Annotated in this window: 16 protein-coding genes; 14 read left to right on the forward strand and 2 right to left on the reverse strand. The window is 37.2% G+C overall.

Features of this window, described 5'->3' with window-relative positions; genetic code table 11:
- The 7 genes from AC1DSL_RS09555 to AC1DSL_RS09585 form a co-directional block, all read left to right on the forward strand.
- The coding region (locus AC1DSL_RS09555) for an SAM-dependent methyltransferase (protein WP_477531989.1) at window positions 1–586 on the forward strand (586 nt) is incomplete at its 5' end.
- A 27-nt stretch (window positions 587–613) separates the two neighbouring features.
- Entirely contained in the window at window positions 614–898 is a 285-nt protein-coding gene (locus tag AC1DSL_RS09560) for a hypothetical protein (protein WP_016429286.1), read from the forward strand.
- 34 nt (window positions 899–932) lie between these two features.
- The gene (locus AC1DSL_RS09565; RefSeq protein ID WP_016429285.1) at window positions 933–1,199 is read left to right on the forward strand and encodes a zinc ribbon domain-containing protein; all 267 of its coding nucleotides are present in this window, start codon (window positions 933–935) and stop codon (window positions 1,197–1,199) included.
- Between the two features lie 262 nt (window positions 1,200–1,461).
- On the forward strand, window positions 1,462–2,226 hold the full coding sequence (locus tag AC1DSL_RS09570) for a GTP cyclohydrolase II (protein WP_016429284.1): 765 nt from the start codon (window positions 1,462–1,464) through the stop codon (window positions 2,224–2,226).
- Window positions 2,219–3,313: a bifunctional diaminohydroxyphosphoribosylaminopyrimidine deaminase/5-amino-6-(5-phosphoribosylamino)uracil reductase RibD gene (ribD, locus tag AC1DSL_RS09575; RefSeq protein ID WP_477531990.1), complete on the forward strand. Its 1,095-nt coding sequence runs from the start codon at window positions 2,219–2,221 to the stop codon at window positions 3,311–3,313. Before AC1DSL_RS09570 ends, ribD begins: the two co-directional genes overlap by 8 nt.
- A 24-nt stretch (window positions 3,314–3,337) precedes the next feature.
- Window positions 3,338–3,919 carry a 5' nucleotidase, NT5C type gene (locus tag AC1DSL_RS09580; RefSeq protein ID WP_477531991.1) on the forward strand — a complete coding sequence of 194 codons (582 nt, stop codon included), beginning with the start codon at window positions 3,338–3,340 and terminating at the stop codon, window positions 3,917–3,919.
- Window positions 3,920–4,138: 219 nt separating this feature from the next.
- Window positions 4,139–4,579, forward strand: coding sequence for a HEAT repeat domain-containing protein (locus AC1DSL_RS09585; protein ID WP_016429281.1), 441 nt, complete (start codon window positions 4,139–4,141; stop codon window positions 4,577–4,579).
- Window positions 4,580–4,624: 45 nt separating this feature from the next.
- On the opposite strand, the gene AC1DSL_RS09590 is transcribed toward AC1DSL_RS09585, so the two are convergent.
- Window positions 4,625–5,548 carry a S66 peptidase family protein gene (locus tag AC1DSL_RS09590; protein WP_477531992.1) on the reverse strand — a complete coding sequence of 308 codons (924 nt, stop codon included), beginning with the start codon at window positions 5,546–5,548 and terminating at the stop codon, window positions 4,625–4,627.
- Window positions 5,549–5,713: 165 nt separating this feature from the next.
- On the opposite strand from AC1DSL_RS09590, the gene AC1DSL_RS09595 reads away from it, so the two are divergent.
- Together AC1DSL_RS09595 and AC1DSL_RS09600 are read left to right on the forward strand one after the other, a co-directional pair.
- Window positions 5,714–6,907, forward strand: coding sequence for a class I SAM-dependent rRNA methyltransferase (locus AC1DSL_RS09595; RefSeq protein ID WP_477531993.1), 1,194 nt, complete (start codon window positions 5,714–5,716; stop codon window positions 6,905–6,907).
- 436 nt (window positions 6,908–7,343) lie between these two features.
- Window positions 7,344–8,639 (forward strand): ATP-binding protein, encoded by a 1,296-nt coding sequence (locus AC1DSL_RS09600; RefSeq protein WP_477531994.1) that lies wholly within the window; start codon window positions 7,344–7,346, stop codon window positions 8,637–8,639.
- 187 nt (window positions 8,640–8,826) lie between these two features.
- On the opposite strand, the gene AC1DSL_RS09605 is transcribed toward AC1DSL_RS09600, so the two are convergent.
- On the reverse strand, window positions 8,827–9,957 hold the full coding sequence (locus AC1DSL_RS09605) for a CAP domain-containing protein (protein WP_477531995.1): 1,131 nt from the start codon (window positions 9,955–9,957) through the stop codon (window positions 8,827–8,829).
- A 305-nt stretch (window positions 9,958–10,262) separates the two neighbouring features.
- On the opposite strand from AC1DSL_RS09605, the gene AC1DSL_RS09610 reads away from it, so the two are divergent.
- The 5 genes from AC1DSL_RS09610 to cuyB all read left to right on the forward strand — a co-directional run bounded on the left by AC1DSL_RS09610 (window position 10,263) and on the right by cuyB (window position 13,569).
- Window positions 10,263–10,835 (forward strand): VanZ family protein, encoded by a 573-nt coding sequence (locus tag AC1DSL_RS09610; protein ID WP_477531996.1) that lies wholly within the window; start codon window positions 10,263–10,265, stop codon window positions 10,833–10,835.
- Between the two features lie 49 nt (window positions 10,836–10,884).
- Window positions 10,885–11,037 (forward strand): Fur-regulated basic protein FbpA, encoded by a 153-nt coding sequence (locus tag AC1DSL_RS09615; protein ID WP_477531997.1) that lies wholly within the window; start codon window positions 10,885–10,887, stop codon window positions 11,035–11,037.
- 191 nt (window positions 11,038–11,228) lie between these two features.
- Window positions 11,229–11,363 (forward strand): hypothetical protein, encoded by a 135-nt coding sequence (locus tag AC1DSL_RS09620; RefSeq protein WP_477531998.1) that lies wholly within the window; start codon window positions 11,229–11,231, stop codon window positions 11,361–11,363.
- Between the two features lie 280 nt (window positions 11,364–11,643).
- Complete coding sequence (locus AC1DSL_RS09625) at window positions 11,644–12,864, forward strand: carboxylate--amine ligase (RefSeq protein WP_477531999.1); 1,221 nt, start codon at window positions 11,644–11,646, stop codon at window positions 12,862–12,864.
- Between the two features lie 3 nt (window positions 12,865–12,867).
- Window positions 12,868–13,569 carry a cysteate racemase gene (gene cuyB / locus AC1DSL_RS09630; protein ID WP_477532000.1) on the forward strand — a complete coding sequence of 234 codons (702 nt, stop codon included), beginning with the start codon at window positions 12,868–12,870 and terminating at the stop codon, window positions 13,567–13,569.
- Window positions 13,570–13,682: the final 113 nt, after the last annotated feature.

A 13,682-nucleotide genomic window follows, 5' to 3' on the forward strand; every position in this document is an offset into this window, starting at 1 on the left:
GAATCAGTCCGTGCATTATAATCGATATGAAGCAACACCCTATATTGCATTAGATGAACTGTTCAAACATTATGAAATAACAAAGGACAATCGAATAGTGGATGTTGGATGTGGCAAAGGTCGGCTTTCTTTTTACATTCATAATCATTTTCAAGTACCGACAATAGGTATTGAAATGAGTGGCAAACTTTATCAAGATGCACTAGAAAATTTGCAGAGCTACGATAAGACTGGGAAGAAATCGAAGGGACTAATTACCTTCGAACGATGTCTTGCTGAAGACTACAAAATCGATTCCAGAGATGATGTATTCTATTTCTTCAATCCATTTTCTGAACAAATTTTTATGAAATTTGTTGAACATATTCTCGATTCGGTGGATGAGCATAAAAGATCTATTGACTTAATTCTTTACTATCCATCCTCAGCGTATCTTTTGTTTCTCGAAACAAGGACAACCTTCGAATTTCTGCGAGAAATCAAAGTACCAGAGCTGTATGAACAAAATGAAAATGAACGATTCATGATTTTTCATCTACCTTTAATGAATCTCAAAATCGAACGTGAAGAGCCTAAGACAAACTAAACTGAAAAATGAAATGAGGATGAGCTTATGACGAAGGTGAATGAACTGGATGGAGCAAAAGTAATCAAACAAACGAAAAATGACGGAACACTAAAATTAAGCACTATGTATTTTGAAGAAAAAGATGGCACTACGATTGAAGTACCGATAACTGCTTTAGCCATTGCAAAGTACGAAGAAGAACGAGGGTATTATTTATTCATGTGTGATAGCGAATGGACAGTTCAGGACGATCATCATCTTGAATCACTTGAGGAGGCAATCACTTGGGCAGAAAAGAATTTTGATGTGACTGATAAAGAATGGATGTAGGTTTAATAATTCAAGTAGATGAGGTGATATGTAGATGAAGCCATATAAAAATTGTCAAAGTTGTGGAATGCCACTTTCAAAGGATGCTGAAGGTGGCGGTACAGAAAAGAATGGAAATAAAAGTGTCATGTATTGTAGCCATTGTTATCAAAATGGCACGTTTACATCTCCTGAGATGACCGTAGACAAAATGAGAGAGAAGGTGAAAGGAAAGTTGATTGAATTCGGAATTCCGAAAATGTTAACTGGACTGTTCACTCGTAATATTCATAAATTAGCCCGTTGGAATAATCCTAGTTAACGATAAAGAGTAGGGTTGCCATTAAACAAGTTGGTTCAGAAAGGGATCAACTTTTTTTGTGGAATAAAACGTGAAAGAATTGAACCTTTTAATCGATATTTCTTGTATGTGAGTTGAGTCTTTACTGGATAGTCATTAATATTCTCTCAACTATTTCTGATATAGATAGTTTGCTTACTTGACAAATTCAAGTTACAAAAATATAATTACTTACATAAAGTAACTTAATGGAGAAAACACGATACAAAAAGGGGATAGTAAAATGAGCGATATTCAAATGGTTTCCAAAGAAGCTCTTTCGGTTTTAAAAGATAAAATAAAGTTAATAAAAAAAGATGATGGTGCGGTTTATTTGGTAGGTCCCATTCGCCTACCTGTTAATTTATATGGAGAAACAGTCATTTTTCAATGGTACTGCTGGTTGAATAGCAACAATGAAAACGAAGATTTTCAACAGATTATCGATAATTTATCTTCTGCCAATCTTGCAGAATATCAACAGTCAAGCGTCTTGGTGTATGGTGATTTTGAAAATGATGAAGAAGCACTTATTAGAATGCACTCCATCTGTCACACTGGTGATATCTTTGGCAGTAAAAGATGTGATTGCGGATTTCAATTGAAACAATCCATGCAAATGATTGTCGATCACGGTTCAGGAGCGTTGTTTTATTTAGCAAATCATGAAGGTAGAGGAATTGGGTTATTCAGCAAAGCCATGGCCTATATTCTTCAAGAAAATGGCTACGACACAGTGGAAGCTAACGAAAGCCTCGGTTTTGTGGATGATTCCCGCAATTATGATGATGCCATCCATGTACTCAAAGCATTGCGTACAAAACCTGTTACTTTGTTGACAAATAATCCGAAAAAACTCGCGGCATTGATTGATGCTGGTATGCCAATTTCAGGTCGCACACCTTTATGGGGAGATGTATCCGAATATAATGAAGCTTACTTGCAGACGAAAATTAAACGCTCGGGACATTTAGAAATCGAGGATGAAGGGACTTGTCCGAATGACTAATCATGAATTTTATATGGATTTGGCCATTAATAATGCAAGGGCGATGAAGGGGCAAACAGATCCGAATCCTCTGGTGGGCTCAGTCATTGTGAATGACAACCGAATTGTTGGAGTCGGAGCTCATTTGAAAACTGGGGAACCACATGCAGAAATTCATGCGCTGCGCATGGCTGGAGACAAAGCGAGGGGTGGAACTATTTACGTCACACTCGAACCTTGCTCCCATCACGGGCGTACGGGTCCTTGTGCGGTGGCGATTGTAGAAGCCGGCTTGAAGAAAGTGGTTATTGCAACGCTCGATCCAAACCCAATGGTCTCCGGACGAGGTGTCAAAATTCTTGAAGATGCAGGAATTGAAGTCATTGTTGGCATTCAAGAAGATGCATCAAGAAAAATGAATGAAGTATTCAATAAGTTCATCGTCGAGAATCAACCATTCGTAACTTTAAAAGCGGGCATTACTTTAGATGGTAAAATTGCTACACATTCATCTGATAGCAAATGGATTACATCTGAAGAAGCAAGAAATGATGTCCATAAAATACGAAATGAAAACATGGCGATATTAGTGGGCGCAAATACTGTTATTGCGGACAACCCAGAATTAACAACAAGAATTCCAAATGGTCGAAACCCGATTCGCATTATATTGGATTCTACATTGAAAATTCCATTAGAGAGTAAGGTTGTAACAGATAAATTAGCTGATACCTGGATTTTTACCAGTGTTAACTATGATAGGGACAAGAAAAAAGCCTTGGAGAATTTGGGGATATCTGTTTTCTCCACGTCTGGTTCAAAACATGTAAACCCAGTTGAAGTGTTGAAAGTTTTAGGTGAAAAAGGAATTTCATCTGTATTGATTGAAGGTGGAGGAACCATCAACGCTGCTTTTTTAGAAAATAAATTGATTGATAAAGCCATTATTTATATTGCACCGAAATTAATTGGAGGACATCAAGCCCCTACTTTCATGGAAGGTACAGGAATTGACAAAATGGGCGATGCTGTTGAATTATTTGATACTGAGATTATAAAAATCGGGAAAGATTTTAAATTTACCGGTTATCCAGTATATAAAAAATGAAAGAAAAAATTGAGGGATTCCATTATGAAATTTGGTTTTGATATAGACGACACTCTCATTAAGCTGAGAGAACATGCTTTTCATATCTACAATAAAAATTTGAAACAAAATGTTCCCATCGACGTTTTTCATGAAATAAAAAGTGTTGAAATACATGAAGCATTCGGACTGGATGCACAACAAGGTGCTGATATGTGGAATCGTTCGCTGGAAGAAATTTATTACACGGCTTGTCCACCTTATCCAGGTGCGGTCGAGGCATTGGTGGAACTAAGTAACCAAGGTCATGAAATATATTATATAACTGCTCGACCGAGTGAACATGGCGAACGGACGAAAAAATGGATGATTGAACAAGGGTTTCCCGTACAAGATGATCGCTTCTTTTGCGGCATGAAGGATCAGGAAAAAGTTGAAATCATTCAATCTTTACAACTCGATTATTATTTTGATGACAAGCCGGATGTGTTAAATACACTTTCATCAGCTCATCTCAAACCTTTTGTTATGAATCAATCCTACAACCAGCATCTGACCATTCCAAGAATAGTGGACTGGTCTGAATTGCAAAAAATTATCGAAAAAATTGATCACCATCAACTGTGAATAAAAGTATTATTCATCTCTATTTGTGAAACAGCGTATGTGAGTCTTCAGAAAATGGTACAATACTTAGTATAGGAAATTCTTTAGAATGCTTGAATGTTTTTTATCCGCTATGGCTTGTATATACTGATAAGCAAATATGAAATTTTCGATAATAAATAAATGAAAAAACATCAGCTGCGAATAGCTGGGTTTTTTTATTAAAGGAGATAGATTTACATGACTAACAAAGTACAAAATGATCTACCAGAAAATTACGAAGAACTGAAAAAAGAAGCGAACCGTACATCCAGTTGGAGAGCGCGTTTTGATGCAGTTGAGGAATTGGGTCAGTCCAAACACAGTAAAGTGATTGATGTTCTTACAAACCGTATGAACAACGATCCTGTTTTTAAAGTGCAAGAGGCAGCTTACCGACAACTTAAAAATTTCGGTGAAGATGTAGAGAAGCCTAAACAAACAAAATTCGATATCATTAAAGGAACGTCTAAAATTTTGTTGCGCATTAAAAAGAGCTTGCCTGCCGATCATTCATATGACGAGTTCAAAGAGAAACTGAAAAAAATGAGACTTGATGTATATGATGCATACGAAGGTGAAAAGGGTGGCGAATTCGATAAGTGGCTTGAAAATGAATGGGCTTCCTTATTGAAAAAATAAATAAAACTAACCGATTGCACATAATTGCAATCGGTTTTTTTCACTCTATGGACTTACAACAGGTTCGAGTACAGTTAAAGTAAGATTAATTGTATTCATCCTCACACTTGCGCCAAGCGGAATGGCAGCCTTAAAACGGCCATGTGCCGTGGCTACATTACTTAATATAGGTTTTCCTAAAGGCACAAGAAAATCATCTATTAGTTGATCATACGAGACCCCATAGGCAGGTTCGCAATTTGTACACTCGCCCATCATAATTCCGATGCAATCCTCAAATTTACCGGCTAGTTTCAAGTGATTTAAATAGCGGTAAACAGTGTTGATAGGTTCATGTGTTTCTTCAAGACAGAGAATCTTTCCTTCCGTATTAATTTCAAAGGGAGTGCCCAATGTGTCCACAAATGACGTCAGATTTCCACCTACAATCGGACCTGTTACATCCCCGGAAACTTTGTTCACGAACGGCATGCCTGGCGGGTTTACAATTTGCCATGGTGCTGGTCTAGCTGAAGTGGCAGCGAAATATTGATTGAAATTATAAGCAGGGGTTCGGGTGTTGAAATCAAGTAACAGTAAACTTTGAAAAGTAATCAAATCTGAATACTCATAAAGAGCGTTCAGTAAAATCGTTACATCGCTGTATCCTGAAATGATTTTTGGATTTTGCCTGATGACATTAAAGTCCAGGAAAGGAAGGATGCCAGCAACTCCGACTCCTCCTCTGGTTGGTAAAATACAGGTAACGGTTTTATCTTCAAACATCTTCATTAAATCCGATGCCCGTTCTTCAGGAGTTCCTGCCAGGAAACCGTCGTTATCATATACATGATCCCCAACAATGACGTTGAAGCCCATATTCTTTAAAGTAGCAATTCCTTCATCAATTCTCTGAGCACTTAATGGACTCCCTAAAGTCACAATCCCAATGGTGTCACCTGCTTGCAGTTGCGGGGGCTTTATAGCCATTTTTATTCAACTCCTTCCAATACACAAATATTCCTCTATTATATGGTTGTTATAAAAAGGAAAGTACTAATAGTAAAGCGAATTCGATGAGTTTAACTGACTTACATATGATTTTCGGCTAAAACAGATGTAGAATAAAAGAAAAACAAATGATTGGGTGATTTTATGAAACAAAATATAAAGCTTAAAGTGAAATCTTCTTTTGCAAAAAATATGAAAGAAGGATACCCGCTCATAACGGAAGATGCAATCATCAATATGAAAGATGTAAAAGATGAAGGGACAATCATCGAACTTGTGGATGATCAACACCGTTTCATAGGAAAAGGTTATTATGGCAAACAGAACAAGGGTCGAGGGTGGATTTTGAGCCAAAATCAACATGAAAAATTTGATGCCTCGTTTTTTGAAGAAAAATTAAAACTGGCCATCGAACATCGGGATTCATTATTCCAGGATGCCAAGACAACTGCATTCCGCGTATTTAATGGAGAAGGCGACGGTGTGGGCGGTTTTACAATCGATTATTTCGATGGATACTATGTCATCAGTTGGTACAGTGAAGGAATTTACCAGTTTAAAAATGAAGTGATTCAAGCGTTGTCCAATGTGGTTGACGTGAAAGGTTTGTATGAAAAAAAACGTTTTGCCGTCAAAGGTACTTATATGGAAGATGATGATTTTATTTCGGGAGAAAAGGCTCCTGAACCATTGCTTGTAAAAGAGAATGACATGAATTTTGCAGTGTATTTAAACGACGGGGCAATGGTAGGCATCTTTTTGGACCAACGTGACGTAAGAAGAACTATTCGTGATTCCTATTCAAAAGGGAAAAATGTCTTGAATACGTTTTCTTATACAGGTGCATTTTCAGTTGCAGCGGCACTTGGTGGTGCAATAAAAACGACGAGTGTCGATCTGGCTAATCGCAGTAAAAGCAAAACGATCGAGCAGTTCAGTGTTAATGGTATCGATTTCGAGTCCCAGGACATTATTGTGGAAGATGTTTTTCATTATTTTAAATATGCGGTTCGAAAAGAATTGAAATTTGATTTGGTGATATTAGATCCTCCAAGCTTTGCCCGATCTAAAAAGCATACGTTCAGCGCTGGAAAGGACTATACAGATTTACTTATGCAAGCAATTGCCATTACTGGAAAAAACGGCATGATTGTTGCTTCTTCAAACTGCAGTACGTTTGGCATGACCAAGTTTAAAGGGTTTATTGATAAAGCGTTTAAACAATCTGGTGAAAAGTATACTATCCGGGAAGAGTTCTCTCTCCCTGAAGACTTTAAAACAATCGAAGAATTTAAAGAAGGAAATTATTTAAAAGTAGTGTTCATTGAAAAACGCTAATCCTCTCAGGAAATTTGACTTGAATATTTTTGACTAGATAATGTTTATGCTTACGGGATTGATTTGCTTATAAATCGTAAATGGTAAGGGGGGATAGATGCAAAAGTGTGCTTGAAAAAGCGGATTCAACTCTTTATGTCGCGAGAGAAAACGGACGTAATCAAGTTGAACTCGCAAAGTTGGATGACATCGCTCCTGCGATGCTCGCAAGTACATAAAGTTATATACAATAATAAACTGCCCAGAAAGGCTTGTCCTTTCTGGGCAATTTTAAGTATGAAAATATCTATTGAGTAGGAAAGGAAAGCCACTAAAACGTTTAAATAATAAAAAAGTGAATAATCAGATTAAGTCAAATAGTCAAAAAATGTATTGTATATACTTTATACTACAGATAGTATTTAGGTATAAACATCATGAGACGAGGTATACCTTTGTGGAATTACTAACAGTGAATTTCCTATTTAATCTATCAATATTAATTGTATTACTTTTTTTCTGTTTGATGTGGGCAGAGAAATCAGATGTAAAGAATAATTACCGAGAAACAGCTAAGTTATATTTTATCGTTTCTTTGGTGCTCTGTTTTGTATTTTCATACCGCTTGACGGAAGATATAGTATTAGACCTGCGAATAGTCCCTTTTATGATAGGGGGACTCTATTTGGGGATAAGTCCGATATTGGGTCTACTGATTATCGTTATTCGTGGATTTTTTGGAATCGATAACGGATTCTATATAGCCGCATTGTTTTACGGAGTAGCCAGTTGGTTTTTATGGTATATTTCCCCTTGGTTTTTAAAAAGGTCATTTAAATCCAGAATAATGTTTTCTGTAGGGTTAACTTTTCTGGTCAGTTTGTTCATATTAGTAGGTTTAGAAATTCTTTCCCCGCCAGAACATTCTTTAGATTTCTGGTTTGCTTATCTTTTTGTACCGCCACTGGGAGTTGCCATGATTTCTTATCTTATAGAAGGTATTAGAAGAAATATTCTTTTGCGACAGCGTTTGGTCAAGGCTGAAAAATTAGAGGCAGTTGAACAGATGGGTGCGGCCATTTCTCATGAGATTCGTAATCCCTTGACGTCTGCCATGGGTTTTGTTCAGCTGTTAGAAGACGATTTACTTGATTTGGATAAACGAAAGCAATATCTCAACATTTTAAAAGAAGAATTACAATCAGCTGAAAAGGTAATACAGGATTATTTAACATTTTCCAAACCGACCATTGAATCCGTAGAAGTATTTCAAGTGGAAGAAGAGCTTAATCAAATACTAAAATTGCTGCAGCCTTCTGCTAATTGGTATTCGGTAAGAGTGGAAAGTGATTATAGCTCGTTAAATTACATACAAGGTGATCGTCAAAAATTTCATCAATGTTTTGTCAATGTCATAAAAAATGCGATTGAGTCCATGCCAAACGGTGGTATTTTATCGGTTTCCTCGCGCGTAGATTCTACTCACGTGACGATCAAGATTCAAGATACAGGAATTGGTATGACGAAAGATCAAATAGAGCGTCTAGGTGAACCTTATTATTCAACGAAAGGAGATAAAGGGACTGGCCTCGGTGTGATGGTTGTAAATAGTATTGTGAAAGCTATGAAAGGAACTATACGAGTCAAAAGTAAAGTTGGGGAAGGAACTGTATTTACATTTATGTTTCATTTGTATAAGAAAAGTAATCAGAATTCTTCAAGACAAGTCAAGCATCAAAATCTTCGGATGTAATGTGTGATAATTTCCATGCCTATCAACGGAACTTTTGGTTTACACGATGTAACAAACCAGGCACAATTCGCGGTCATTTTATTCCGAATTCAAGCCCAGTTAGCAGCACAATAAAAAACAAGGCTGTTCCCAATTACACGGGAACGGCCTTGTTTTTGGATTATGGGCATAACCGGTATATCCAAATTTATGGTTTATAAAAGTTCTCAGTGTAATAGGGTTGATTTTCATCATTAAATGCTACGCCCACACCAAGCAATTCAAAGTCGCTTTTTAAAAGATTCTTGCGATGCCCCATCGAATTCATCAATCCTTCATGTGCAAAAATACTGCTGGACTGACCATAAGCTAAATTTTCCCCAGCTACGGAATAATTGATGTTGTCCATCGTCATGCGATCAAAAGGAGATTGTCCTGATAAATTGGTATGACTGAAATAATTATGTTCTGCCATGTCTACACTGTGTTTATAAGCTGTTACCCTGATTTTGGATTCCCATTTTACTGGTGAGACATTGTGATGAACTCGGGCAGCATTTGTTAAATCGAATAATTGGAATTCAAATCCCTTTTGTAAATCCGTACTTGTGTCACCATATAAAGCACCTTTTTGGTTTTCCAAATGCTTTGAAATGATCTGGATTGCAGTGACAGTATTTTTTTCATGGACGTCATAAAACACAGTCACATAGACATTTTCGATTAAGTAAGTATCCATCTCTCCATCACTATTCAACAAGTATCGGACATTGCCTTTTTGAATGTATTTGATAGGCTTTCCTAATGCATTATGAACAATAGACTTTGGACTGCTCAGTTTGAATCCGTATGAAGTGGAAATCAAGTCATTATTGGTAAATAGCCCATTCACTTGTTGAGACTCATCGAACGAAACCATTAAAAAGTTTTGATAGTCTGTGTGATAGGTATGCCAATCTGAGCCATATTCATTTTTAGTGATGCGCTTCGCCTTGCCCAGCTCGGCATTGACCGATTCCATGCTGTCCCCAATTTGTATGTTATGAACTGCAAATAATCCCTCTGTAGGTGTTGATAATGCAGGTTTTTCGACTTGATTAATGGATGCATACTTCGTTTCTCCTGCTTCCAATGTCAGTTTTGCGGGTATGGTAGCCACTTTTTGGGATAAATCAGCAATAATGGGCTGCTCTTTTAAATATTCGTATCCTTTAATTACTTGTGCATCAATTGTATTTAAAAAAGATACATCAACGTATTTGCTGGCTGGTTCTTCCCACAGCGGACTTGTTAAATAAGCTGCAAAAAGTAATGTGAGGATTAATTTTATGTAACCCAAATTTTGTTCCACCCTTATCATCAAATTGTATTCTCGTATTGGAAAATACTTGTTATTTGACAGTATATCCAGCGCGACCTGGATGAATAYGTGATAAGTAGGGGTTTCTTTTAAAATAGTCTTTGTTAAACGAGATTGCTCGTTTAATGGAGCAGATTTCCACTTTTATTATCTCTGATGTTAATGGTGATTCCCTTATTTTCAATAATAATCAATAATAAACGCTAACTGTCTTAAAATACATTTTGAATAGTAACCTTAAAGGCTTAGAATAAGAGTATTACAGCGAAGAAATTGGGTGTGTGATGGAGTCGATTCTAAAGTATATAGAAGATATGGGCTTTTATATGGTATTAATTTTACCGGTAATTCTAGTGGTTCGTTTCATTCAAATGAAACGCAATAATAAACAATTGAATATCTTACGAGAATGCGGGATTGTCTTTTTTTTCATGTTCCTGGCGGGGCTGTTGTCACAGACGATTTTGCCATCAGTGAGCAATCAAGGCGGGGAAGTGCAATTAATTAACGGAGATCATCAAGCAATTAATATAGAACTTTTTCGCGTCTTGTTTGAAACATATAACGCGATTAAATATTTGAACTTATGGCAACCTTTTTTCATTAATTTCGTTGGTAATATTGTGATGTTTCTTCCGATTGGCTTTTTTCTTCCGTTGTTATGGCAGAAATTCAATCGTGCTTGGAAAGTGATTGGGGCTGGACTGCTCCTATCATTAGCCATAGAAATATTACAGTTACCTCAAATGCGCAGCAGTGACGTGGACGATTTGTGGCTGAATACGTTGGGGACGGCAATTGGCTATGTCTTGTATAGAGGATTCCCTAAATCGTTCAAAAAATGGTTTAAAAACTAGAGCCATGGGTAAATAACCTATGAATCTAGAAATTAAGGGGTTTGACAGCATGATACCACCAGTAGAAACAAAAATGGACGGAAAGAAAATGACCGTTATCGATGATTTGGTTAAACAAGGCGTATTTAAAGTTGAAGGAAAACAATTATATGAACTATCCCTATATGAATTAATTAAAGAGCATATGGAAAAAGCAGATTAATTAGGTGTCAGAGTAACAGGAGCGATCCAGTTACTCTGGCTCTTTTTTGTGGGTCTGTTGATATAGGTTCATAAAACAGATAAAAAGTGACATTTAAATTAACTGTGGAAAAATGATATAATTTCACATTGAAGTGATTAAAAAATKATTGAATGAGATGTCGGGAAGCGAAATGTTTGGGAGGAGTTCTCATGAGTCAAACAAAGCGCAAAAAACTTATCAAGGATTGGATGGATGAGGCAGCGATTGCTGATATGCAGGAAAAGATGTCTAGCAATGAAATGACTTCTGAGGACTTGGTTTTCATGTATAATTGCGATAAGTAAGTCGATGGATGATTCCAACTAGATGCCGTGGTCTTTCCTCAAGATCATGTGTACTGTATCGGTGCTGCTGCAGGTACACCATCCATCACTGTTCCTGCGAATTTTTCGTAGGCAGGAGAACCCTTTGGACTTACCTTTTCAAGCTACTCGTGGAGTGAGCCTTTGCTCATTTCAATGGCATATGCATTCGAACAAAAAGTAATTGCTCGGAGAAAACCGTAATTCACGGTACAATATAAACACAAACTATGTTTTTTGGGAAAAGAGAGTTGATATCACAATGACAACAAATTCATTTTTACCTATATTGCTTGGATCAGATATGAATGCTTATGGAATGGCACGTGCTTTTCACGAAGCCTATGGTTTAAAGCCGCTAGTCCTTGGACGTATGAATTTATCCGCAACACAAGACAGCCAAATCCTGGATTTTCAGGTTATCCCGCGTTTAAATGAACAGGACGTATTCGTTCCGGCACTTATTAAAGTGGCGGGTGAACATACAGACAAAAAGCTTTTGCTCCTTGCATGTGGCGATGATTATGCAAAATTAATCATTAAAAATAAGGAGCAATTGCTACCTTATTTCGCGGTTCCATATATTGATGAAAAATTAATGGATCGCATCGTTCTTAAAGAGAACTTCTATAATATTTGTGAGCAATACGGCTTTGCCTATCCTAAAACGTCACTATGCACATATGACACGAAGGATACGTTTGCAATTGACTTTATGTATCCAATCATCATTAAAGCATCAAACTCTGTAGCGTACTGGAATTGCTCGTTCCCTGGAAAGAAAAAAGTGTTCGTCGCACACGATGAAGCAGAAAAAAACGCCATTATCGAAGCGATCTATAGCTCATCATACAAAGATAATTTAACGATTCAGGAATTTATTCCTGGAGACGATTCCTACATGCGCGTGTTGAACGCATACGTTGGGAAAGATGGAAAAGTGAAGCTCATGTCACTTGGAAATCCAATTCTCGAAGAACATTCTCCAGAAGGAATCGGGAGCTATGCGGCAATCATTAATACATTTGATGAGGCGTTACTTGACCGAGTACGTGTATTCCTTGAAGATATTGGCTACACAGGCTTCGCGAATTTTGATATGAAGCTGGATTTGCGTGATGGTGAATATAAACTGTTTGAAATCAACTTGCGAAATGGCCGCAGCAGTTACTATGTAACGGCAAGTGGTCATAATTTGATGAAATACGTAGCAGACGATCATATGCTCAATATTCCACAAACATTGACGTATGCGAAGGACAAGCACTTATGGATGATCATCCCTAAAGGTGTATTATTCAAATACGCACAAAACGAGCTGTTGAAAGAAGAAGCCAGGGAGTTAATTTCAGAAGGAAAAGTGACAAATCACTTATTCTACAAAGAGGATTTCAATCCGAAACGTTGGGCGAAATTGACGCTCAATAATTTGAATTACTATCGTAAATACAAAAAATACTTTAATAACAAAGGTTTGTCATAAGTTATGAAGACGAAAATATTAGGCATCATTGGAGGAGTAGGTCCCCTGGCCACGATGTTGCTTGGTGAAATGATTGTTAAACGCACGAAAGCGAAAACCGATCAACAGCATGTCAACATGGTGATTACCAATAATACGACCATACCAGACCGTACAACATATATTTTAGATCGATCGAAAGCCAACCCAGTGCCAGTGATGATTTCCGATGCTACAAAACTGAAATCTATTGGTGCGGAAGTGTTGGCGGTTCCGTGCAATACTGCTCACTCTTTTTATAAAGAGATTCAACAAGGAGCGGAAATTCCCGTATTGCACATGATTAACGAAACGGCAAAACGTGCAGCTCAAATTGGTGCCAAAAAAGTAGGAATTCTGGCAACAACAGGTACATTGACGGCTTCTGTTTACCAACTGGCTTGTAAAGAGAGTGGCATTCAACCGGTTGTACCCGATGAGGAAACTCAGAAACTGGTCATGTCAGTTATTTATGATGACGTCAAAGCTGGGCAACCTGTCGATTTTCTAAAATGGCAGCAAATCATCAATCAAATGAACGAATTGGGTTGCGATCATTTGATATTGGGCTGTACAGAATTATCGATTGTCAAAAAAGAACTGAATCTTGATGAAACTTATATTGATTCTCTGATGGTATTAGCTGAAAGTGCCATACTTGCATGCGGCTACGAATTGAATGATTAAACATGCTCTGTCTCCTTCATGGGGACAGGGTTTTTATTATGGGGAAAACGACTGAATATATCAGTAAAAGGTTGAAGATAGTGATTTGTGGTACACTAGGAGCATGTATTTAT

The sequence above is a fragment of the Paenisporosarcina sp. P4_D4 genome (assembly GCF_056401835.1).